We start from the raw sequence: 21,794 nt of genomic DNA on the forward strand, positions 1-21,794 counted from the left end.
ACGCAGCATGGATACAAAGCCGTTGGAGAGCTTCGCGAAAGCTGCCAGGCGCGAACTACTTGTCGCCGTCGAGGCACGGGCATCGACGGTGCTCGCCGCCGGGTCCGTCGCGCGCAGCGAGCGCACCGAGACAGTACGCCTTCTTGAGTCCGAGATCGCCGACCACGGTCGTGAACACGTCATCGACAGAGTCGCCTACACCTGGTTCAACCGTCTCATCGCACTACGCTTCATGGACGCTCGCGGCTACACCGACGCCGGGATCGTCTCGCCGGCCTCGGGCCAGGCCCACGGCCAACCGGAGATCCTGGCCGACGCGAAACGCGGCGACCTCGACACCGAGGTCGTCACCAATATCAGCGCTCACGAGGCGATCATCGGCCTGCTGGACGGCACCCGCCGCAGCACCGACGCCGAGGGCGAGGCCTATGCACTGTTGCTCACCGCGTATTGCCGACATTGGCACAAGACAATGCCATTCATGTTCGAAGCCGAGGGTGCTTACACCGAGTTGCTAGTGCCCGCTGGTCTGCTCGCCGATGGAGCGCTGCTCTCCCGGGCCCGCGGAGTGCTTACCGAGGACGTCTGCGGGGACGCGGAGGTGATCGGCTGGCTCTACCAGTTCTACATCTCCGAGCGGAAAGACGAAATCTTCGCCGGGTTCAAGAAAAACAAGAAGGCCGGCGCCGACGAGATCCCCGCAGCCACCCAGCTCTTCACTCCACACTGGATCGTCCGTTACCTCCTAGAGAACACGCTCGGACGACTCTGGATGCTCAACAGACCGTCCTCGCGACTGGTCGACCAAATGGACTACTACATCGCGCCGATCGACGAGGAAACCGACTTTCTAAAAGTTGCAGGGCCGGAAGAGTTGACGGTGATCGACCCGGCCTGCGGCTCGGGCCACATGCTCACCTACGCCTTCGACTTGCTCTACGCGATCTACGAGGAAGCGGGCTACGCACCCTCTGATATCCCGAGCCTCATCCTCACCCACAATCTCCACGGCACAGAGATCGACTCCCGCGCCGGGGCTCTCGCCGCGTTCGCCCTCACCATGAAGGCACGCGGAAAAGATCGTCGTTTCTTCACTCGTTCGGGAATTTCGCCGAAGATCTGTGTGATTGAGCCGATCTCATTCACTCCCGATGATCTGGGCTTGCTCATCACGAAGGACGGGGACCGCGACGCCGAAGAAGCGTTCTGGAATCAGTTCCATGACGCCGATGTCTTGGGTTCGTTGATCCGGCCAGACCCAGATGCGACCGCGCAGGCTGCCATGGTTTTGGAAGCGCTTAAGGACCAGGAAGCGACACTCTACTACGACACGCTGATTCGTGCCCGTCTGGTGGTCCGGCAGGCCGAGATACTGAGTTGTGAGTATCTGGTAGTCACGGCCAACCCGCCTTACATGGGTGCCAAGAATATGGACACGCGACTCGCTGATTTCGCCAAGTCCGAGTCCAAGGACTCGAAGTCTGACCTATTTTCAATGTTCGTTGAACGGTGCCTGGATCTCCTGCCAGTGGGCGGCTATTCCGGGCTGATGACACCATTCGTGTGGATGTTTATCTCAAGCTACGAAGCTTTACGGAATCGAGTAATTCGTGAAGAGACAATTACTACGCTCATTCAGCTCGAATACTCGGGGTTCGATGGTGCAACGGTTCCGATCTGCGCATATGTGCTTCGCCGCGGGCAGTCGGATCAGGCGGGCGCTTTCGTTCGCTTGTTCGACTTCGTAGGGCCTGCCGTTCAGGGGCCGAAGACCCTCGAAATCATCCAGGCTGATCGCTTGAAACGCGCCGGTGAAACAAGTAGCGGTATGGAGCGTCACTTGTACAGGACCGCAACGTCGGATTTCGCCAAGGTGCCTGGTACTCCGATTGCATACTGGCTTTCCGACTCCATGCGTGCGACATTTAGCGACTTCCCCGCGTTGTCGTCGCGCTCGCGCTCCACAATCGGAATGGTTACCGGCAAGAACGCTTTGTATGTCCGACAGTGGTGGGAAGTTGCGGCGAATCTGACGTGCCTGGATGCGCAGAGCCGTGATCAGGCTGCGCAAACTAGTCGCAGATGGTTCCCCTATGCCAAGGGTGGTGAATTTCGACGCTGGGCGGGGAACCTTGATTCGGTTGTCGATTGGCAACACGATGGATTGCGCCTGCAGACCACCTTGGCGCCTGGCGGTTCGAGGACATGGGCGCATAATTTCAATCTTGACCGGATTTTCCGTCCAGGTATTGCGTGGACGGTCGTCACGTCAGGTGCGCAGACCTTCCGGAATGTCCCGAGGGGGTCACTTTTTGATGCGGCGGCAGGTATATGTCAGTCGGGAACCGATGACGTCCACCTCGGAGTTCTGAACTCCTCGGCTGCTTCAGCAATTCTTGCGACGCTTAATCCTACGCTCAACCTTCATCCGGGCTATCTTGGCTCTGTACCTGTTTCGCCTGCTGCTGACAGTCATGCCTGCCAGGAAAACGTTAGGGCCGCAGTTGCCACCTCGCAGGCAGACTGGGATGACTTCGAGACCTCGTGGGATTTTAAGCGCCCTTCATGGTTTGGGGACTTTGCCGGGCTGAGTTCCCTCCGGCAGCGCTATTTCTTATGGTCGAAGAACCAGAAAAGTATTGCCGACGAGCAACAAACCCGCGAAACGCAAAACAACCGCATCGTTGCTGAAGCTTATGGGTTGCAAGACGAGGTTCTGATCGACGTGCCTCTGCATCGCGTCTCCCTGACCCGCAATGTCGAGTTCCGATACGGACCTGGTAGGTCCGCTACCGAGTACGAGGCATTGGAGCGAGCAGATTTCGCTGCGGAGATCATCTCCTATGCCGTGGGCTGCATGTTCGGCCGTTACAGCCTCGATGAGCCGGGCCTGATTCTCGCCGATCAGAGTGCGACGCTTCAGGATTATCTCGCCAAGGTTTCGTTAAGCTCAACAACTAGCGACCTGACGTTCATGCCGGACGCCGACAATGTGATTCCGTTCGTCGACGATGGCTGGTTCGAGGATGACATCGTCGAACAATTCCGGCAATTCTTGAAAGCTGCGTTTGCCGCAGAACACTTCGAGGAGAACCTACGGTTTGTAGAGGAGTCGCTGGGCGTAAAGACACTGCGCGACTACTTCGTCACTAAGTCGGGGAGGTCGAAGTTCTACGACGACCACGTGAAGCGCTACAAGAAGCGCCCGATTTACTGGATGTTCTCCAGTCCCAAGGGCTCGTTCAACGCGCTGATCTACTTGCACCGCTACACGCCGTCGACGGTCTCGACTGTGCTCAACGAGTACTTGCGTGAGTACGAGAACAAATTGCAGAAGGCATTTGAGCGTGCCGAGGCTGCGGCCGCTGGCGGCACATCGGTGAAGGACCAGAAGGAAGCCGACCGGCTGCGCAAAATACTCGCCGAACTGCGTGACTACGAGCATGACGTGTTCTATCCGCTCGCCACCCAGCAGGTCGAGATCGATCTCGATGACGGCGTCAAAGTGAACTACCCGAAGCTCTACCCGGCGGTGAAGAAGATTGTTGGCTTGGAGTCCAGCGATGTGTAACGAGTCGCACGTGCGCGCTCGGACCAGCTCGTGACGACAAGGACGATGAATGAGTAAGACCCCCACGATCGCGGACCACCTTGCGGATCGCTTCGACTCCAAGCGCATAGTCGTATGGCACGATCTCGACGGTGGCTACTCCGCCGGACTCGATGTGCTCGCGCCGAGCGACGTGACGGTGCTGCGCATCGTCGATGACGAGTTCGCCGTTAAGCATCGGGTACTGCGTAAAGAACCGACGGCGAAGTTCTTGATCTACCGATCCGGCGGTGTACCCGAAGGTGTCGGGAACTGGTTGCTCGACATCGAACTGGCCTACGGTCCGGTGTTCACTGCAGACCGTGGCGCGTTGATGCGGGTCGATCTCGGGCTCACAGCGCAGGGTTCCGATGAGTTGATTGCCAGTTATCGGGCGTTCTTCGACGACACGAAGCTGGTAGCGCGGCTCAAATCGCTGCCGTTGAACGGCGGAGACCTGACGGTAGTGCAGGCGCAGATGTGCGCCGTGCTTCTGAATCAGAAGGAACACAGCTTCTCTGAGCTGACCCGCACGCTGCTGATACAGCACGCCGACGGCGAAACCGCCGGATTCGATGCGTTTACCTCCCACGGCCTGGCGGACTTCTACTGGACTGGAGCTTCCGGCATCTACGGGTTCACCTCTCAGACGCCGACGATGGCAGGTTTCGTGCTGTGGATGTTTCAGCGCGCGGTCGACGGGTTCGCAGTCACCGAGTCGAACAAGGCACGAAACTTGTCGCTCGACTTCCGCGGTTTCCGTGACTCCAAGCGCAGCAGTGCAGCGATGAAATCGCTGGCCCGAACCGTCGAGGGCAATCTCGACTACACCGATCACATGAGTGAGATCGGTTGGGAGACACTGAAGGACACGGACATCTTCGACGCCGGCGAGCGTGAGGTGATCCGGCGCCTGGTGGAGGGGATCAGTGCGCAGACGATGCCGTATCGCGACATCACCGATGCGATCAGCGCAAGACGTCGTGACAGTTTCTGGTTCGACGACTACGCGACCCTGTATGAAGGGCTGAGCGCCGCAGCCGAACTGATTCCGGCGATCCGGAACGCCGTGTTCGACCTCAGCAGCTTCGACGAGGGACTGACACGGTATCGCGATGAGTGGTTCCGCATCGACCAGCGCTATCGCCAGTTCACCCAGGCGTACCTCACCGCTGAGTTCAAGCAGCCGATCGAGGCACTGGCAGACCTGGTCGAAAATGCCTATGTCACCAATTTTCTGGCTCCGCTCGGAGTGGCATGGCAACAGCAAGTCGATACGGTCACGCAGTGGCGCACCATTAATACGACCTCGCAAACCTCGTTCTACGACCACTACGTCGCCCCGAGCCTCACCGGTCGCAAGAAGGCCGTTGTGATCGTCTCCGACGCACTGCGCTACGAGGTCGCCGACGAGCTGAGTACCAGGATCCGCGGAGAGAACAAGTTCTCCGCCACCATCGAAGCCATGCTCGGCGTCCTGCCCTCGTATACCCAACTCGGGATGGCAGCACTGCTCCCACACACCACGCTGGCACATTCCTCAGACGGCGACCCGGTGCTGGTCGACGGGCAGAAGTCCGACGGTACCGCGAACCGCAGCAAGATCCTCAATGCAGTCGGCGGGACGGCGATCCAGGCGAGAGATTTCATCGAGATGAAGCCGTCCGAACGCCGCGACCTGTACTCGTCGAATCAAGTGCTGTACGTCTACCACGACACGATCGATGCGACCGGGGACAAAGCCGTCTCCGAACACCGAACCTTCACGGCGGCAGCGGACGCGGTCCGCGAACTGATCGACATCGTCAAGAAGCTCGCGAGCGCGAACGCGACGAACATCATCGTCACCGCCGATCACGGGTTCCTCTATCAGCGTTCCAAGCTGGCTGAGCAGTTCAACCAGACGGTGAAACCGCAGGGCGAGCAGATCGTGAAGTCAACGCGCCGCTACGTGCTGGGGCGAGGATTGAAGAAGGACGCAGCGTTCACGACATTCCAACCCGACCAAGTGGGACTGTCGAGCGACCTGGAAGTGCAGATCCCGAATTCGATCCAGCGGATCGTGCAGCCCGGAGCCGGATACCAGTTCGTGCACGGCGGCGCCTCCCTGCAGGAGATCGTGGTGCCGGTGATCCAGATCAACAAGAGGCGCATCGACACCGTCGAGCCGGTGAACGTCGACATCCACCCCGAGTCAGATCGGATCACCACGGGGCAGATCGTCGTCAAGCTGTACCAGTCGGCGAAGGTGGAGCCGCACAAACCTGCGCGGCGGCTGCGTGCCGGGCTGTACTTCGGAGACATACTGATCTCCAACGAGCAGGAGATGACCTTCGACTCGAGCAGTGATGCTGGACGTGATCGGTTCCAAAGCGTGACACTGCTTCTCGGTAGGAACGCGGACGAGGCCAACAACCACAGCGTCGAATTCCGGCTCTCGGAGCCGATCGAGGGCACCGATCAGTGGAAGAAGTACAAGAGCGCGCCGTACACGGTCAAACGTGCCTTCGCCAGTGACGATGGATGGGATTTCTGATGAGTGACCACATCGACCTGACAGAGGTGGCCCTCCGCGAGCAGACTCCCGCGGAGGATCCTGCTAGTGCTGTGGCCGAGCTGACAGCGTTGGACCGCAAGATCAACGCGCATTTCCCGGGTGCTGTCGTGCGCAAGGACCTCGTCAAGACGGTCAAAGGCAACGCGATCGTGCCGTCGTACGTGCTGGAGTACCTGCTCGGGCAGTTCGCCGCGTCCGACGACGAGGCGACGATCCAGGAGGGCATCGAGAAGGTGCGCCGGATCCTTGCCGAGCACTACGTGCACCGCAACGAGTCGGAGCTGGTGAAGTCGAAGATTCGTGAGAAGGGTCGCTTCCGGATCATCGATCGGGTCAGCGTGACGTTGAACGAGAAGGACGACGTCTATCAGGCGACGTTCGCGAACGTCGGCATCAGCGGGGTGCTCGTGGATTCGAGCACGGTGACCGCGAACCAGAAACTGCTGGTGGGCGGCGTGTGGTGCCTGTGCGACATCGAGTACTTCCACAGTGACGACGCCCGTGTGGTGCCCTGGATTCTGGGTCGATTGCAGCCGATCCAGATGTCGAGTTTTGACTACGCCGGGTACCTCGAGGCCCGCGCCGAGTTCACTACCGATGAATGGATAGACCTTCTGATCCAGTCAATCGGCTTCAACCCCGAGATGTTTGGGCGACGCGCGAAACTGCTTCAGTTGATCCGGCTGATCCCGTTCGTGGAACGTAACTACAACCTCGTCGAATTGGGCCCGAAGGGCACCGGCAAATCGCACATCTACTCTGAGTTTTCGCCCCATGGCATGTTGATCTCCGGCGGTGAGATCACCGTGCCGAAACTGTTCGTGAACAACGCCAACGGGAAGATCGGCCTCGTTGGATACTGGGACGTCGTCGCGTTCGATGAGTTCGCGGGCAAGAAGAAGCGCACGGACAAGGCGCTGGTCGACATCATGAAGAACTACATGGCGAACAAGTCCTTCTCCCGCGGTGTCGAGACGCTCGGCGCGGAGGCGTCCATGGTGTTCGTCGGCAACACCTCGCACACCGTTCCGTACATGCTCAAGCACTCAGACCTCTTCGACGAGCTCCCCGAGAGTTACCATGACTCGGCCTACCTCGACCGCCTGCATTTCTACATCCCTGGTTGGGAAATCGACACGATCCGCGGCGAGATGTTCTCCAGCGGTTACGGTTTCGTCGTCGACTACATTGCCGAAGTCCTCAAGTCGATGCGAAATCTCGACTACTCCGATCGTTACCAGCAGTACTACACACTCGGATCGGACATCTCCACTCGCGACCGAGACGGCATCCACAAGACCTTCTCCGGTCTGATGAAGCTGCTCTACCCGCACGAGCAGGCCACCGCCCAGGAGATCGAAGAGATCTTGCGCTTCGCGATCGAGGGCCGCAAGCGCGTCAAGGACCAGATCCTGCGCATGGACTCCACCATGGCAACGGTGAAGTTCGGGTACCAATCGCTTGTGGGTGAGTGGACCGCTGTCACGACACTGGAGGAAGACGAGTACCCCCGGCACTACTACCGCGATCGACCAGACGCTGTCGAGGAGATCGAGGACCTTGTCGGTCCGGCCCAACCCGGGGCAGGTGCAGCCGGCTCGGAGAAGGCGGTTGTCTCCGTCCCGGTGAAGGAGGAGTTGTATCGAGGACACCGAGATTTCATCGAAAATCAGCGCGGCGTCTCCTACGAAACGCTCCTTATGCCGTACTTGCGCGGCGCGTCCGAGATCGAGTTGCACGACCCGTACATCCGGATGAACCACCAGGGTCGGAATCTCGTCGAGTTACTGGCCTTGATCGCGGCGGCCAAAGACCCCGCCGACGAGGTGACATTCAAGCTCTTCACCCTGCTCGAAACCGACCCTGAGTATCAGAAGAGACAGTTGCAGATGATCGGCCAGATCATTCAGGGGGCTGCCCAACAGGGCATCAAGCTTGACGTGGCTAAGGACCCTGGCGGTCATGATCGCTGGATCCGCACGAACAACGGATGGCGCATCAACCTCGGCCGGGGCCTCGACATCTTTCAGAAGCAAGAAGGCGGCTGGTTCGACTTCGGCAGTACGCGGCAGGAGTTCCGTCAGGCCAGGGCATTCGGCGTGACGTATATCCGGGAAGCGAATTGATGGCGGACGTCGACCGAGGTGACCCCGTCGACGTCGCCCGTGACTGAATGGTCGAGAAGGGTATCGTCCCCGTGTGACGGAGTCGCCGGTCTCCGCGGCTTAACGATGACCATGGCCAGCGCCCTCACCGCGTCGAAAATCGATCCGATTTCGTCACCCGGTCGGTGATTGGATTTGTGCAGTTCAGACTTGTTCGGATCTGTCGAGAACTCGTGTCGAAAATCTATGTCGAATTCCTGCGAGGCATGGTCTTTTCGACGGGGGCGCTGGTCGATCTTCCGGTGAAAGCGGATACCGGGACGATGCAACGTTCGGGGCTCACTTCCTGGCAGTACCGTGAGATCTCCGTCGCGGGTGGTTGCCGTGTGAGATCGCCAATTGTCGTCGGCCCCGATCTGTCGAGACAACGAGAGCATTCAGTGGGTGGGTCGTCAGGTATCGCGTCATTAGGCGCGCACGCGTTTCACCGGTGGGTAGATGTAGCACTCGATCTTGTGCTTCTTGGCCCATTCGAGTGCCTGCGTGGTATATCCCGTTGCAGCGAAGAAGAGCGCTTTCTTCTTGGACTGTGCGATTCCGTAGATCCGTTGCATCTCGCCGATACCCACGGGCGACTTGTGATGTTTGACCTGCGCAATTGCGAATAGCGACTCAACGTCGATCCCGCCATCGGCACCGGGTGACGACAACTTCGCGCCCTAGTGGCCGTTCTTGGTCATCCACTTACATGCCAATTCGAGCGCCAGCGGGTGTACCGACTTCCCGTGTGACGACGCGTTTCCATCCACTGTTGTCGCGACGAACCACAAACCCGCCGGAAGCCCCGTCGAACAGTGTCCGTGTCGAACACCGAAAAGGCGGATTCGGCCACCAGTGCCCGGACCAGCTCGCCGTCGGATCTGCCGGGCGGTCACGTTCGGCTAGCACGTCGAGGTACTCGGCGAACCCGCACCAGCCGATACGACCATCTGCTGGATCGAATCCGGTCGATAACGCCCCGATGGCGTGGTCGAGTGGCTTTTTCGATGCGCCGTTGGACGCATCCTCATGATCGTGCCGAGTTTCCCTGGCGGCGTGGAGCGCCACCAAAGCAATGAACTTCCTTCACGGGATCGCCGAAACCCCGGTGACATGCACATCGTGGCAGAGGTCGATCCGGGTCTTCGATAACGATTCTATCGCCCATACGAGCCGAGATGTGCCCCGATTATCCTGAACGGACGACTGCGGGATGAGGGGTGCTGCGCCGGTGCGCCTTCGCCATCTACGGCTCGTTCACTGAACTCCACCCGCGCTCGGGCTTCGGTAGGTCGGAGTCGAAGTGGTTGCGGGCATATTCCTCGATCGCCAGTTGTGCGAGCTCCTTGCTGTTGAGACCCAACTGTTCACCCATGCGGAAGAACAACCTAATGGTTGGCGACGGAAGTTTGAACGTGATCTCGAGTTCGATGACTTCCTCGGGGTTGTGGTTCTGTGCTTCGGTCAAACCCGTGGAGGTCGTATCGGGGAGTTCGGTCATAGGGGGCCATCCTGTTCCAGGCAGCACGTGCCTTCCTCGAGATTCGAACGAACCGGGAGATCAGAATTCGATTATCGAGTCCATGTTGTTCTGGGAGTCCGTATGAAAATAGAGTGAGCCGCCATCTTGTTTCGTCTTCGCGACTATCCAACCTCGCTGTGTTGAGCCGTGGCGAATGGTGTCGAGCTCAGGCTGGTCCTCGCTCAAGCAATCGCTGATCGAAATATTCGCTTTCGACGTTGCTTGGCTTCCATCAGGCAAGATCTCGGTGAGTTCCAGTGATGCGGCTGTCATGAAACTCGTACCCGGATCGAGGGTCACCGTAAATTCCAAAGCTTGATAGAAACCTGATCCAGATCCACAAGGGACATTCGTCTGGATAGATTCGAGAGTCGCAGTCCCTCTGGTGCTACCGAGACTGATCCCAGTCTTGTCGCCGGGCTTGAGGATGGCAGGCTCACTTGTCGCGACTGGAGTTCCGTTCGACGAGGGGGTGGGTAACGCGACCGTAGTCGGAGAGCCGGAATCCGAGACGTCGGCGCTGGAGCCACACGCTGAAAGAACAAGAGCTGTGGCGATTATCCCCGCGGCATAAATGTGCATTCGCATCAGAGGACTATAGAGGTTCGTTTCTCCGTATCTATTCTTGTCTGCAAACTTCGGGACCCTCGATGCCTGTCGACGAAGCCGCCGATCCTTCGAAATCTTTCAGGCTGCGGTCCGTGAGGGCCAGACGGTCGTCATCGACGAGTTGCTGACTTCGCGCTCCCACGCCTGATCCTGGCAGATGCTGACGGCTCCAAACCTGACGGAAAACCCTAAAGAAGGGTAGTTTTCGACAGATGTTGTTCGGTTACGCCAGGGTGTCGAGCGCAGATCAGAACCCCGCCCACCAGATCGACGCCCTGACGCGGGCGGGGATCGACGCCGCAAACATCCACACCGACCAGGCGGGCGGTGCGAAAGCCTCACGCCCGCAACTCGACGCAGTGCTGTCCCGACTACGTAGCGGTGACACGTTGGCGATCACCCGACTGGATCGGTTGGGGCGTTCGGTGTTGCATCTGATCACCCTCGGTGCAGAGTTGCGCGAGCGGGGAATCGGATTGAAGGTTCTCGAGCAGGGCATCGACACTGGCACAGCGGAAGGGCGAGCGATGTTCGGGATGCTCTCCGTCCTTGCGGAACTCCAACGTGAGTTGATCGTGGCGATTATCTATACGCGTCGGTTTCCTGTGAGGGACATGGGGTTACGACACGCCTGCTGACGTCCCTCGCGGATATCCCACACCCAGTGAGTGACGGGGATTAGCTTCGAAGTGTGAATGGTCCGTTTGTTGCCGAGAAGGCGATCGGGCCTGTCGCCGGCAAGGTGACGTGGCTGGTGCTCGATGATCGGCTCGATCCGGTCGATGAGGTCACCCAGTTCGCGTTGTATCTCGACGGCGGCGGCGCGAGCGTCAACACGTTGCGGGCCTACATTCCCCGGCTTGCCCGGTTCCTGAATTGGTGCCATTTCCAGGTAGTGGAGTGGACCAAAATATCTCTGCCGCAACTGATTTTGTACAAGCGGTCACTGGAAGCGGAACCGGGACCCTCCGGTCGGGTGCGTGCCGGCAAGACGGTGAACGCACACATCACGGCGATCGTCGAGTTTCTCAGGTACTGCGCCCGGATGGGCGTGATCGACGACGCGGTCGTCGACAAGTTCGTCGAGGCCAAACATCTGCGCTTTGCTCCGGAGACGATGCCGCAGCGCGAAAACGGCGCGCATCGATACATCACCGCGAAGGTCATCAAGGCCAAGGAAGTGACGCGGCCACCGGAATCCCTCAGCGACGACGAGGTGACCGCGCTCCTCGTAGCGACGGCGAACGTCAGGGACTTCCTACTGATCCAGTTGATGGTCGAGACCGGATTGCGTGTCGGCGAGACCCTGGGGTTACGCCGGGAAGACCTGCATTTCCTTCCGGACTCGAAGGCCTTGGGCTGCGCCCTGCCCGGCGCCCATCTGCATGTGCGACGCCGGGCCAACGAGAACCACGCGCTCGCGAAGAGTCACTACCCGCGCAGTGTCCCGGTCGGCCCGCAGACGACCACGGCCTACCGCGACTACCAGTACGAACGTGATCGGCTTGTACCCGACAGTGGATGCGATTTCGTGTTCATCAACCTGTACTCGACGTCGGCGCCCGATACCGCCATGAGATATCAGAACACCCGAAACTGCCTGACCCGAGTGGCTCGCCGTGCGGGGGTGGAGGCGCGGCTGCACATGTTGCGGCACACGGCGGGTACGTCATGGGCCCGCGCGGGCACCCCGATCGACGTGGTGCAAAAGTTGATGGGACATCAGAGTCCGGTGTCGACGGCGAAATACCTGCACCCGTCCGACGAGCAGATGCGGGCCGCCGTGGACGCCGTCGCACACCGGCGGAACGCGCACGCGAAGACCATCCGATGAGCGCGGTGGCCGCCGCCGGCCATGCGATCACGCCGGGCGACGGCGACCGGTGGCACACGTTTCTGACGGAACGGCTCGATGAGCGGTGGCGCCCGAACGAATGGGACCCGCAGACGCTGATCTTCACCGGCGATCCACACAATCAGAAAACCTTTGTGTATTTGTGCGCCCATCCGAATTGTGTGCACCCGACCGGGGTTCGCAACACCATATGCTCGTTCTGCCTCACCGAAGCCAAGCCGCACAGCAAAACCCTCACGCGCCGCTTTCACGACACCATCGTCGAACCTTGTACGGTCGCCGCCGCCGACGTCCGTTGCGCACGTCCCCGATACTCCACCGCCGGTTTGTGTTTCACACACCAGAGCCGGTTCGCGCACGCGGCGAAGACCCGCGGCATCGGCATCACCGAGTTCATGGCCGACGCGCAACCACTCGGTGCGCTGGCAACCTGCGCGGTCGGGGGCTGCAGTCACCAGGTTTTCCACCCCTCGACACCACTATGCCAATCCCACCGCAGCCAGTATCGGGGCCGTCAGGACCGCGGCGAGCCGCCGATCGACGCGCACGAGTTCGCGGCCCAGGCGCTGCCGCTGATCCGCTCGCACGAATTCACCCTGGCCGGGTGCACGGATCTGGTGCGAGCGGAGCTGCTGTGGATCCTGCAAGAACGCGACCGCCGGGGATTCGGAATCTCCCTCTTGCGGATGCGTAATCTCGTCAAAGCCGCCCACGGCGCGCGCACCCTGTTCGAGGCCACCGCCTCGGACGCGCACGTCGTGAGCTTCCTGCGGATGACGTTGCCGCTGCTGCGGCAGCAGCGGGGCGCATTCGAGGGAATCGATCTCACCGAGCCGGACCGGTGGGGCCCCGAGGTCCTCGACCGGTTCCCCAGCGCCGCGGGCACCCGCAGCCGCAACCTCGTCATCGACTGGTCCGCCGTCGGCTGCGGCTGGCTACGCATGCTCGGCAAGACATGGGCCAAGGAAACCCTGCCCCGATACGAGCACCTGAGGCCGTCGCTGCGGGCACTGACGTGGGCGTCCGAGGCCCTCGAGTTCGGCCCCGCCTTCACCGATCGTCGTGCTGCGGGGCGCGGCGACATCGCCGCCATCATCGACCATTGCCGCCGCAAGACCGCCGCCACCGGTGCGCCTTTCGCGGGCAGCTACGCCGACGACAGACTGGGGAACATCAAGGCTGTCCTCGGGTATTGCCGGTCCGCCGGACACATGGACGAGATTCCCGGGGCATTCGCGCTCACCGCCGCGCACCTGAAACAACGACCGGTCCCTCCTCACCGCGACGACGACGAACCGGGGCGGGCCCTGCCCACCGAGATCGTCGAGGTCCTCGACCGGAACATGACGTTGTTGCGGCCCACGTTCACTGCCGGACACCGCGTCGAGGGATGGTCGAACGACGACTACGCAGTGATGCGGCAGACGATCTATCAGCTGCTGCGCGACACCGGCCGGCGACCGGGAGAAATCACCGCCCTGCGCCGTGACTGTCTCGACACCGATCCCGGTGGCGGCCCGGTGCTGATCTACACCAACGCCAAGGCCAACCGACTCGGGCGCCGACTGCACATCACCACCGCTGCCGCGGCGGCGGTCAGCGCCTGGTTGGCGCGGGTGACGACCCTGCGGCCCGATCGCCGCACCGCCCACCTGTTTCCGCAACTGGATCTGTCGGACCCGTGCTCGGACAAGCACTTCAAGGCGTCCGCGTTCGGCGTCATCTTCCGCCAGTGGGTGGACTCGATCGACGAACTGGCGCCCTTGATCCGGACGGTTCCCCACCCCGGTGGCCTCATCGATCGGCGGGATCTGGTCGCCTACTCGCTGCGCCACACCTACGCACAAAATCATGCCGACGCGGGCACTCCCGTCGATGTGCTCGCCGCTTTGATGGACCACCGCGACCTCGCCGTCACCCAGGGCTACTACCGCATCGGACACCACCGCAAGCGCGAGGCGATCGAACGCGTCGGCAACATGGTGATGGACCGGCGAGGTGCGCTGCGTCCCACACCCGAGCTCATCGAATATGAACGGCGAACCGTCTCCACGCTTCTCGGCGGATGCGTCGAACCGTCGAACGTCAACTCCGGCGGCAAATCCTGCCCGATCAGGTTTCAATGCGGTGGCTGCGACCACTACCGGCCCGACCCCTCCTACATCCCCGAAATCGAGCAGGAAATCCGCAAGATCAAGGCCGACGTGAAAGAGGCCGAATTGTGCGCCGCACCGCAAGTGGTGGACAACCTGCGCTACAACCTCGCCATGTTCGAGGGCATCCTGACCAAAATGACCACCCACCTGCACCGACTCGACCCCGACGAACGCGCCGCCCTCGATGCCGCAATCGGCACCATCCGCCAAGCCCGCGAACACCAACGGCACTTTCTGCCGCTGAGCGTCGCCCACCGCAGAGGCGCTGTCGATGACTGACACCCGCACCGACAGGCTCCTCACGGCCCGCCGACAAGCCAGCCGCGACAAACACGCCCACGCCCTCCGCGCACTCGACCAGCTGGTGCGATCCGGTACCCGGATCACCTACGCGCGGGTCGCCCGCGAGGCCGGCGTGTCGACGTGGCTGCTCTACAACCAGCCGGAGCTGACGACCGCAATCCGGGACGCGATGGCCCAACAGAGCCCACCCCGACACCCGCCAGGCCCCCTCACGTCCGGGGACAGCCTGCGCACCGACCTCGAACTCGCCCGGCACGAGATCGCCGCGCTCCGCACCTCCGAACGCAAGCTCCGTGAGCGGCTGCAACGCACCCTCGGCAACGAAATCGAACAGATCGACCACTCCCAGCTGGCCGCTCGCATCGCCGACCTCGAGGCCCTCGTCGCCAACCTGCGTGTCGACAACGCGCAGCTACGCGAAACCAATACTCGGTTGGTCGAGCTGACCGACCAGCAACGCGACGACCTCGAGACCGCGAACATCCTGCTCCGCCGGTACATGAAAGAAGCCAGCCGCTCGCACCCATGATCGGCGAAACACCTACACCGGCCGCGTGGCTATCGGCTTTGGAGAGAATGGTCGGGGCACAGAAGTGTTGGCGAGGTGCACCAGCCGGCGTCGGCGAGCCACCGTTGCACCGGTACGGGTAACACTGTTCTTGCCGCGGTGGCGAGCTCTCCGGTGAGGATGGGGCCATCTCCGCACAGGGCGCAGGCAACGTCGAAGACCGGCAGGTCGGGTTCGCACTGGCGACAATGATGTTGGGCTACCAGCTCGCCACGCCGGTCTTTGTCGGGACGAAGCCAGCTCACCGCGAGATCGTCGCGCTGATGCGCCGCCTCGGCTCGGGTGGCCGGTTCGTGCCTGCAAGTGGGGCAGGCGCGGGTTGTCCTGCGTGTCCGGCTCGGCCGGGGGACAGTGCCGGATACCGAACCGGACTCCGGAGCCGCGGGCTCGGGAGTTGTTGCGAGAGAGACTGTTCCAGTAGTTTTTGCTGCTGCGGCTTTGTTCAGATGCCCGTAGACGGTAGTGCGAGGCACGCCCAACATGTCGGCGATCTGGACAACGGTGTGTTCACCGCCGTCGTAGAGTTGCTGCGCGAGCTGGACCTGATCGTCGGTGAGTTTCGGTGGGCGTCCGCCCTTGCGGCCGCGAGTCCTGGCCGCCGCCACACCTTCCCGGACATTGTTCACGGCGAGCTCACGCTGGAGTTCGGCCAAAACCGACAGCATTTCGAACATCGCCCGGCCCTCGGCGGTGGCGGTGTCGATGCCCTGCTCGAGAACCTTCAAACCTACCCCGCGCTTGCGCAGGTCGGCGCCGAGCGTGATCAGGTGCAGCACCGAACGACTGAGCCGATCCAGGTGCGTGATGACCAGGATGTCGCCGTCGTCCAACAGGGCGAGCACCACATCCAACTGAGGGCGGGAGGCCTTCGCGCCGCTGACGTGATCGACGTGAATGTTTTCAGTGGTAACCCCCGCCCGGCGCAGCGCGTCGATCTGGTGGGCAGGGTTCTGATCTGCGGTCGAGACCCGGGCATATCCGAGCAGCATCCGTCGACAATACCCCGACGGTGGTTAGTCGACATTGATTTTCGACGGTGTTTTCGACACCTCTTTCGCTCGCATCGGAGGGACACCCGCCGACTCGGATTTCATTCATGTCAGGGTGTCGGGCTCGGCCCTCATTTTTCGAAACCTCGCCCATGATCGGCGACACCGCCGATCGCCTCATGCTGGCATCCACCGCTCGTCACCCATGTAACTCACCAGAGCGATGTCGCCGAATATCCTGATTCCCCAGCTGAAGAGGAGAATCCTTCCTGCCGTCGTATAGATAATGGCGAACACCCGGGACGGCTTGGCCGCTGCGCGGGCGCGCGGCAGAAAGGGCGGCCGTCCGCCGAAGCTCACCGACGATCAAATCGCACTCGCCCAGCAGCTCTACGACGCGGGGGAGAAGACGGTCGCGCAGATCGCAGCGATGTTGAATGTTCCCCGCACTACTGTCTACGGACACCTGAACAAGCGCGCACCGGCGACGAGTGCGCCGACTGATTCGGTGAGCACGGTCGCTGTGGTCCCTGTTGCGGCGGTGCGAACGTCGCGGATCTGCCCGTCCTGCGGGTACGAGCCGAGCACCAGAGCCGAAGCGGCCCATCAACGCGGCGATCTGGCCGTGATCTGGTTGCATCCTCATACCGACAATCCCGCCGATCCTGGTGCGGTGCTCGCCCGATCGCATTGCCATCAGTGCGAGCCGGGGCCGCCGGCGTTCGATGTCGCATGCACGGTGTGCGGTGACGGTCCGATCCTTGCCGGCGACTTCGCACAGACCGCACGCAGTGGCACCCTGCCGGATCCGGTGCAGCAGTGGCTCACCGCGAGCGGGTGGACCGTACTGCCTGAGCTGCGATGCCCCGACCACACCTGAGAGGGTTGCATACGGAATCACGTCGGCAGGCTGCGGCACACGCCTGACCGACTGCCGGATTCACAAACCGGGACAACGGCTCGGGAACCAACAACATCCACCATCACTGTCAGACCGAGCAGCTAGCGTCGATACCGCGACGAGCAACAGGTCGCCACACTGACCCCGGCCGCGCGGCACCATCGACGGCCCTGATCGGCAAGAACCCAATCCCCTTGCCGATCGGTCGCACGTGGCGACCTGTTTCCCATTTTCTCGCGTCGTCGGTGTTGGACCACCCCAACCGCGCAATGACACCTGTCATCCGTTTAGGGGACGAGGAAGACCGCTGCTCCGGCGCTGACAGGGCGGTGATCGGGGTCCCCGGCAGTTGCGGTCGCGGTCACCAGGCCGCTGCCGGTGAACACTGTCGCCGGGGTGTATCGGCACCAGTCCTCCGCTGCGATGGGGCCGCTGTAATCCAGCGGGACGCGTCGGACCTCGGTCGTGCCGGCGGCGCCGGTCGTCAGATTGCGCCAGTTCACGCTCACGCCGATGCAGTCGAAGGTGTCGATCGCATACGCTGTGGGGCGCGACAATTGGAAGGTCACCTCTCCCGGGGTTCCTGTCGTTGCCGACGGGAACAGCGGCACCACGGGTGGGATGTAGCACCGGAATCCGACGCCGCACCCCGAGAAGAACGTGACCGGGATCTGAAACTGCGTGGTCGACGGCATCGAACCGGGAGGCGGATCTGCCTCGGCGGCGGATGATCCGGCGAATGATGCCAGGATTGCTGTCATCGCAAGTATTCCGGCGACGAGTAGGCGATGTATCGCGCTGCGGCGCATCTGTGCCCTCCAACATGGGTCCGCCCGACCGTGCTGTCATGTCAGCGTAAGCGCCGAACCAACAGAACTCTCCCGAATTCGGGATTTCGCCGCGAGCAGGCTTCGAAGGGTAGGTACGCTCCGCATACGGGGCAGGGAGACTCAGTAGCCGTCGTTCCGGCGCCGCTCACGTTCTATTCTGCGTTGTTCTTCCGCGCGGGCACGGCATTGGCGGAGGAATTCGGCGTCGGCCTCGGGATCCTGGGCGACGTATCTGCCCGGTTTGGACTCGTACTCGGCGAATCGCCCACTGGTGTGCGGTGGGCGCGTCCCGCTGCCACCCCAGATGCCGCCGCCGACCGGTCGACCTGCGAGCAGCCACATCACCGATCCCACCAGCGGCAACAACACCACCACCACTAGCCAGGCCAGCTTGGGGATGTTCCGGACACCGTGCTCATCGGCGGTGGCGACGTCGATGAGGCAGAAGATCCACAGGACGATGATCAATCCACCCAGATACGGCATCGGTATTGCCTCCTCCCGTGCTGACGGAGTCGCAAGATCGTGAAGATCCATTGTAGACCGGGCGGTTTGTGTCAAAGAAGTACCGATCAACACGGGCACCGAAATGTCCCGAGATCGCAAGTCGCCATCGGAACGTTCGAGCGGCTCGCCGCCGTCACTATCGCACCGGAGCTGACCCGGTACGACGACTGCTTGTCGTCGACGTCCTACTCTCGATCAGTCTCGCCGGACGTGAAATACCTCGGCCGCCGCTTCGGCCACTGCGGGCCGATCATGGTTGCCTGCCAGCTACGTCAGTGCGCGACCCACCACTGGTATAGCGCTGCACGATCGTCTTCTGGAGACCCGACATATCCGTACGCGACTTCATCGGTCGCTGCTCTCACCACGATGGGTGCCAGTGACGGCTCACCTCTGTCGCTGCAGTCCAAACTGAGCACGTCCAAAACTTTGCCCATCGACTGCGCTGGATATCCGGTTCCCGAACGCTGTGCGAGCTCCCCGTACGTGATCTTCTTACCGCTTTTCGCGACGTCGATGAGGACGGAACGAGCGGCATCAAGCGTCGTTGACAGCAATTCCGTGATGGTTACCTCGGCATTGCCCTTCCACGGAATGGTGATGGTCGATCGAGATTTCCACATCGGAGCTTCTACGGTCATTCGTCCTCATTCTCGTTCGCCGAGCAGCGTCGATTTCGGATTCGCTGCTATGACTGGCGCCGCCGTGCAGCATGAGTCGGTCACGGGCGGCGCTCGCGAAGGGGCGGAAAAGAACCTTGGTCTCAATAGGTCAACGCATCACCGACGATAACGGATCAACCCCAGAAGATCGGATCCCCACCGTTTTCGATGTGATCGAGCAAATCCTGAACATGAGGGCTCGGATCCAAGAACTGGTAGCGGTGAAATTTGAGGTGCCGATCCCGCCAATACAGAGTCCACAGCCCGGTTTTCTTCGTGTAAGACAGGCGGGCGATCGGGAATCGTGTCCATTCGGGTCCGAAGTCCTCTCGCCACGGCGACCGGCATTCGCAGATCGTGACATGGCGCGGCGCGATGTCGCATTCGACCCGAATCTCATGACGCAGACGATCGGGAACTCTACTGGCGCAGTACTTCACGATCCGGGCGACATCGAGTTCGGGGAGTCCGGTGGCAGCCATGACCATCATCATGCCAACCGCCGTTATGGCCAGCTTTGCTATCCGACTGCGGAGGAGCCGAGCACCTGGTCTTCTCGTTGGCGTGGACTGTTCCAGTCGAGCACCCGACGAGGCCGATTGTTGAGTCTTACCGCGATCGAATTCAGGTCCTCCTGGCTGAAAGTGCGCAGGTCAGCGTTCTTGCGCAGGTACTGGCGCAGGAGCCCGTTCGTATTTTCGTTCGTCCCTCGTTGCCACGGATGATGCGGGGCGCAAAAGTAGACGGGCAGGTCGAGTGCTGCGGTGATGCGCTCGTGCGCGGCCATTTCCTGTCCCCGATCCCACGTCAACGACCGACGCAGATGCGCAGGCAACCGGCCCAGATAGGCAATCAAGGCGTCCGCAACCGTCTCGGCCCGGTACCCGTCCGGCAGTGCGACCACATGCACGGCGCGTGATTGCCGATCCACCAGCGTCGCGACCGCCGACGGGCGGGTGCCGAACACGAGATCACCTTCCAGATGTCCGGGCTCGCTACGAGCATCTGCTGCTGGGCTGCGGTGATCGATGGGGACCCTGTTCCGTATCTGCCCGCGCCCGTGGGAGCGTTTCTTCCCACGAGGCCGGCGGATCCGCCGATCGGTACGCAGTTCGTGAAATTTTGTGTCGTCGAATACTTGCCGCGACGGTATATACAGGCAACGGTAAATCGTCTCGTGCGAAACCCACATCTGCGGATCGGACGGATACTCGCGCCGGAGCCAGGCGGAGATCTGCTGCGGTGACCACTGCTCACTCAGCTTCCCTGTGACAACCTCCTGCAGAAAATGCCTGGTAGAGAGAGTCGAGATTTGAGGGCGGCGCGCGCGGACATACGCTGCGGCATCCGCCGGGGTCGCCCGATAGTGTTCGCGGCCGCCGTTGCGGGCGATCTCCCGAGCGATCGTGGACGGGGATCTTCCGAGTTTGTCGGCGATCGTCCGAGCACTGTCACCGGCGGCGATCCCACGGGAAATCTCTTCACGCTCCCCGGCCGTGAGACGAGATGCTCGCCGACGACGTGGGAGCGGCCGGATACCGCCGGATTTACGCAGGAACCGGCCGATCTGAGGGACACTCTCCCCGAGGACCCGCCCGGTCGCACTCAGCGAATCACCGCGACGCCACATCTCCCAGATCGTGTTCTCTTGATCCATAGTGAACCCGAGCGCCTTGTTGCCCATCCATGCCTCCACGATCACGCATCATCTCACCAGTAGTGATGCGTTGACGTGTTGAGACCAAGACCCTTTACGGACCAGAATCGAATCGGCCAACGACGGTGTCGGTCTGAGGGTAAGCGATCGCTCTCAATTTTCGGGTTAACCTGCGTGGGGCAAACCCGCGCGAAAGGCGTCGACATGGACATGATCAGTCATCCAGAGATCAGGTACGTTGTGCCGCCGGTTGACATGAACGGGGTGGCGACAGGCCAAGCGCCCCGAAAGCGGCATGACTTGGACTGCGGACATTTCAAATTCGATGACGGCACGGTTCTTGGTTCACCGCAACTGGCTACCGAAGAGCAGATGCGTAATGTGCCTCCCTGCCGGGACTGTGTGAGTAGGACGTCCTCCGGCGAACGCGAATCGCAGGCACGAGGCTCCGCCGGCCCCACTGGGCCGCTGTGCCCGACCTGCTTTGTATCCACACCCCTCAACGGCACATGCGATACCTGCGACTGAGAACTTAGGGGGAGCCGATGGGCGCATTGAAGATTCGGTCCTGCCGGGATCTCGTCAGCCCTCACATCTGGATCGCCCAAATGTAGACACGTTTTCCCTGATCCAGGGCGGGGTTCCACATGCCTCGAAGGAATCCGTGACTGGTCACCGGAGACTCGCACGACATTGAATTCGATGAAGGCACAGGACGATATTCCGACGGAACCTCATCGAAATCATGGGCCACCGTGGGTCCGTATGACGTCAGATGAGCCTCGGTGTGAAGGTTTTCCCGCGCGGGCGCGCGAACTCGACTCGATGACCAGGTATGCGCTCGAGTCGGGAAAGGAACTGTAGTTCTCGGCGTACAAGATCGTGTCGTCATCTGTCAGATGTAAACCGAGGTTCGTTGCCAGCGACTCTGCGGCTTTCTCGGCT

At 61.5% G+C, this 21,794-nt stretch carries 16 protein-coding genes and 1 pseudogene; 8 read left to right on the plus strand and 9 right to left on the minus strand.

All coding sequences use genetic code 11. The features are described 5' to 3' along the window. Positions 1-7 precede the first annotated feature (7 nt). Genes pglX through brxL form a run of 3 tightly spaced genes read left to right on the plus strand, consistent with a single transcriptional unit; the run spans position 8 to position 8,272 of the window. Positions 8-3,571 carry a BREX-1 system adenine-specific DNA-methyltransferase PglX gene (gene pglX, locus M0639_RS30875; RefSeq protein ID WP_064074477.1) on the plus strand — a complete coding sequence of 1,188 codons (3,564 nt, stop codon included), beginning with the start codon at positions 8-10 and terminating at the stop codon, positions 3,569-3,571. Positions 3,572-3,620: 49 nt separating this feature from the next. Beyond that, entirely contained in the window at positions 3,621-6,125 is a 2,505-nt protein-coding gene (gene pglZ, locus M0639_RS30880) for a BREX-1 system phosphatase PglZ type A (protein ID WP_064074476.1), read from the plus strand. Beyond that, entirely contained in the window at positions 6,125-8,272 is a 2,148-nt protein-coding gene (brxL, locus tag M0639_RS30885; RefSeq protein ID WP_082893188.1) for a BREX system Lon protease-like protein BrxL, read from the plus strand. The genes pglZ and brxL overlap by 1 nt, the downstream gene beginning before the upstream one ends. A gap of 446 nt (positions 8,273-8,718) precedes the next feature. Here the strand turns inward: brxL and M0639_RS30890 are convergent, their stop codons facing one another. The 3 genes from M0639_RS30890 to M0639_RS30900 form a co-directional block, all read right to left on the minus strand. After that, entirely contained in the window at positions 8,719-8,961 is a 243-nt protein-coding gene (locus tag M0639_RS30890; protein ID WP_054801843.1) for a restriction endonuclease, read from the minus strand. Between the two features lie 575 nt (positions 8,962-9,536). Next, complete coding sequence (locus M0639_RS30895) at positions 9,537-9,791, minus strand: hypothetical protein (RefSeq protein ID WP_064233709.1); 255 nt, start codon at positions 9,789-9,791, stop codon at positions 9,537-9,539. 60 nt (positions 9,792-9,851) lie between these two features. Beyond that, positions 9,852-10,400: a hypothetical protein gene (locus M0639_RS30900; protein WP_156525036.1), complete on the minus strand. Its 549-nt coding sequence runs from the start codon at positions 10,398-10,400 to the stop codon at positions 9,852-9,854. 233 nt (positions 10,401-10,633) lie between these two features. Between M0639_RS30900 and M0639_RS30905 the strand changes: the two genes are divergently transcribed. Genes M0639_RS30905 through M0639_RS30920 form a run of 4 tightly spaced genes read left to right on the plus strand, consistent with a single transcriptional unit; the run spans position 10,634 to position 15,264 of the window. After that, on the plus strand, positions 10,634-11,059 hold the full coding sequence (locus M0639_RS30905; RefSeq protein WP_248671227.1) for a recombinase family protein: 426 nt from the start codon (positions 10,634-10,636) through the stop codon (positions 11,057-11,059). A 53-nt stretch (positions 11,060-11,112) separates the two neighbouring features. Beyond that, positions 11,113-12,255, plus strand: coding sequence for a tyrosine-type recombinase/integrase (locus M0639_RS30910; RefSeq protein WP_082893248.1), 1,143 nt, complete (start codon positions 11,113-11,115; stop codon positions 12,253-12,255). Between the two features lie 5 nt (positions 12,256-12,260). Further along, a complete protein-coding gene (locus M0639_RS30915; RefSeq protein WP_248671228.1) occupies positions 12,261-14,711 on the plus strand; it encodes a tyrosine-type recombinase/integrase in 2,451 nt (816 codons plus the stop codon). Continuing rightward, on the plus strand, positions 14,704-15,264 hold the full coding sequence (locus tag M0639_RS30920; RefSeq protein WP_064074903.1) for a DUF6262 family protein: 561 nt from the start codon (positions 14,704-14,706) through the stop codon (positions 15,262-15,264). The genes M0639_RS30915 and M0639_RS30920 overlap by 8 nt, the downstream gene beginning before the upstream one ends. Before the next feature lie 29 nt (positions 15,265-15,293). Here the strand turns inward: M0639_RS30920 and M0639_RS30925 are convergent, their stop codons facing one another. Further along, the gene (locus M0639_RS30925) at positions 15,294-16,292 is read right to left on the minus strand and encodes a recombinase family protein (protein WP_064074902.1); all 999 of its coding nucleotides are present in this window, start codon (positions 16,290-16,292) and stop codon (positions 15,294-15,296) included. Between the two features lie 283 nt (positions 16,293-16,575). On the opposite strand from M0639_RS30925, the pseudogene M0639_RS30930 reads away from it, so the two are divergent. Further along, positions 16,576-17,172: pseudogene (locus tag M0639_RS30930) on the plus strand (helix-turn-helix domain-containing protein); the annotation flags it as partial. Between the two features lie 308 nt (positions 17,173-17,480). Here the strand turns inward: M0639_RS30930 and M0639_RS30935 are convergent. From M0639_RS30935 to M0639_RS30955, 5 genes are all read right to left on the minus strand, one after another. Next, entirely contained in the window at positions 17,481-18,002 is a 522-nt protein-coding gene (locus M0639_RS30935; RefSeq protein WP_064075649.1) for a hypothetical protein, read from the minus strand. 141 nt (positions 18,003-18,143) lie between these two features. Continuing rightward, positions 18,144-18,509: a PLDc N-terminal domain-containing protein gene (locus tag M0639_RS30940; RefSeq protein WP_064075655.1), complete on the minus strand. Its 366-nt coding sequence runs from the start codon at positions 18,507-18,509 to the stop codon at positions 18,144-18,146. Between the two features lie 293 nt (positions 18,510-18,802). Next, positions 18,803-19,171 carry a hypothetical protein gene (locus M0639_RS30945; protein ID WP_064075650.1) on the minus strand — a complete coding sequence of 123 codons (369 nt, stop codon included), beginning with the start codon at positions 19,169-19,171 and terminating at the stop codon, positions 18,803-18,805. Positions 19,172-19,326: 155 nt separating this feature from the next. After that, positions 19,327-19,674: a DUF3024 domain-containing protein gene (locus M0639_RS30950; RefSeq protein ID WP_064075656.1), complete on the minus strand. Its 348-nt coding sequence runs from the start codon at positions 19,672-19,674 to the stop codon at positions 19,327-19,329. Positions 19,675-19,712: 38 nt separating this feature from the next. After that, positions 19,713-20,876, minus strand: coding sequence for an IS30 family transposase (locus M0639_RS30955; RefSeq protein ID WP_064075657.1), 1,164 nt, complete (start codon positions 20,874-20,876; stop codon positions 19,713-19,715). Positions 20,877-21,794: the final 918 nt, after the last annotated feature.

It is taken from the genome of Rhodococcus qingshengii JCM 15477 (assembly GCF_023221595.1).
Taxonomy (GTDB): Bacteria; Actinomycetota; Actinomycetes; order Mycobacteriales; family Mycobacteriaceae; genus Rhodococcus_F; species Rhodococcus_F qingshengii.

Coding starts and splice junctions, on each gene's coding strand:
- M0639_RS30950 (WP_064075656.1), bottom strand. CDS start 19,674: ATGGCTGCCACCGGACTCCCCGAACTCGATGTCGCCCGGATCGTGAAG.
- M0639_RS30945 (WP_064075650.1), bottom strand. CDS start 19,171: ATGACCGTAGAAGCTCCGATGTGGAAATCTCGATCGACCATCACCATT.
- M0639_RS30895 (WP_064233709.1), bottom strand. CDS start 9,791: ATGACCGAACTCCCCGATACGACCTCCACGGGTTTGACCGAAGCACAG.
- pglZ (WP_064074476.1), top strand. CDS start 3,621: ATGAGTAAGACCCCCACGATCGCGGACCACCTTGCGGATCGCTTCGAC.
- M0639_RS30955 (WP_064075657.1), bottom strand. CDS start 20,876: ATGGGCAACAAGGCGCTCGGGTTCACTATGGATCAAGAGAACACGATC.
- M0639_RS30905 (WP_248671227.1), top strand. CDS start 10,634: ATGTTGTTCGGTTACGCCAGGGTGTCGAGCGCAGATCAGAACCCCGCC.
- M0639_RS30925 (WP_064074902.1), bottom strand. CDS start 16,292: ATGCTGCTCGGATATGCCCGGGTCTCGACCGCAGATCAGAACCCTGCC.
- M0639_RS30920 (WP_064074903.1), top strand. CDS start 14,704: ATGACTGACACCCGCACCGACAGGCTCCTCACGGCCCGCCGACAAGCC.
- M0639_RS30900 (WP_156525036.1), bottom strand. CDS start 10,400: ATGCGAATGCACATTTATGCCGCGGGGATAATCGCCACAGCTCTTGTT.
- M0639_RS30935 (WP_064075649.1), bottom strand. CDS start 18,002: ATGCGCCGCAGCGCGATACATCGCCTACTCGTCGCCGGAATACTTGCG.
- brxL (WP_082893188.1), top strand. CDS start 6,125: ATGAGTGACCACATCGACCTGACAGAGGTGGCCCTCCGCGAGCAGACT.
- M0639_RS30940 (WP_064075655.1), bottom strand. CDS start 18,509: ATGCCGTATCTGGGTGGATTGATCATCGTCCTGTGGATCTTCTGCCTC.
- pglX (WP_064074477.1), top strand. CDS start 8: ATGGATACAAAGCCGTTGGAGAGCTTCGCGAAAGCTGCCAGGCGCGAA.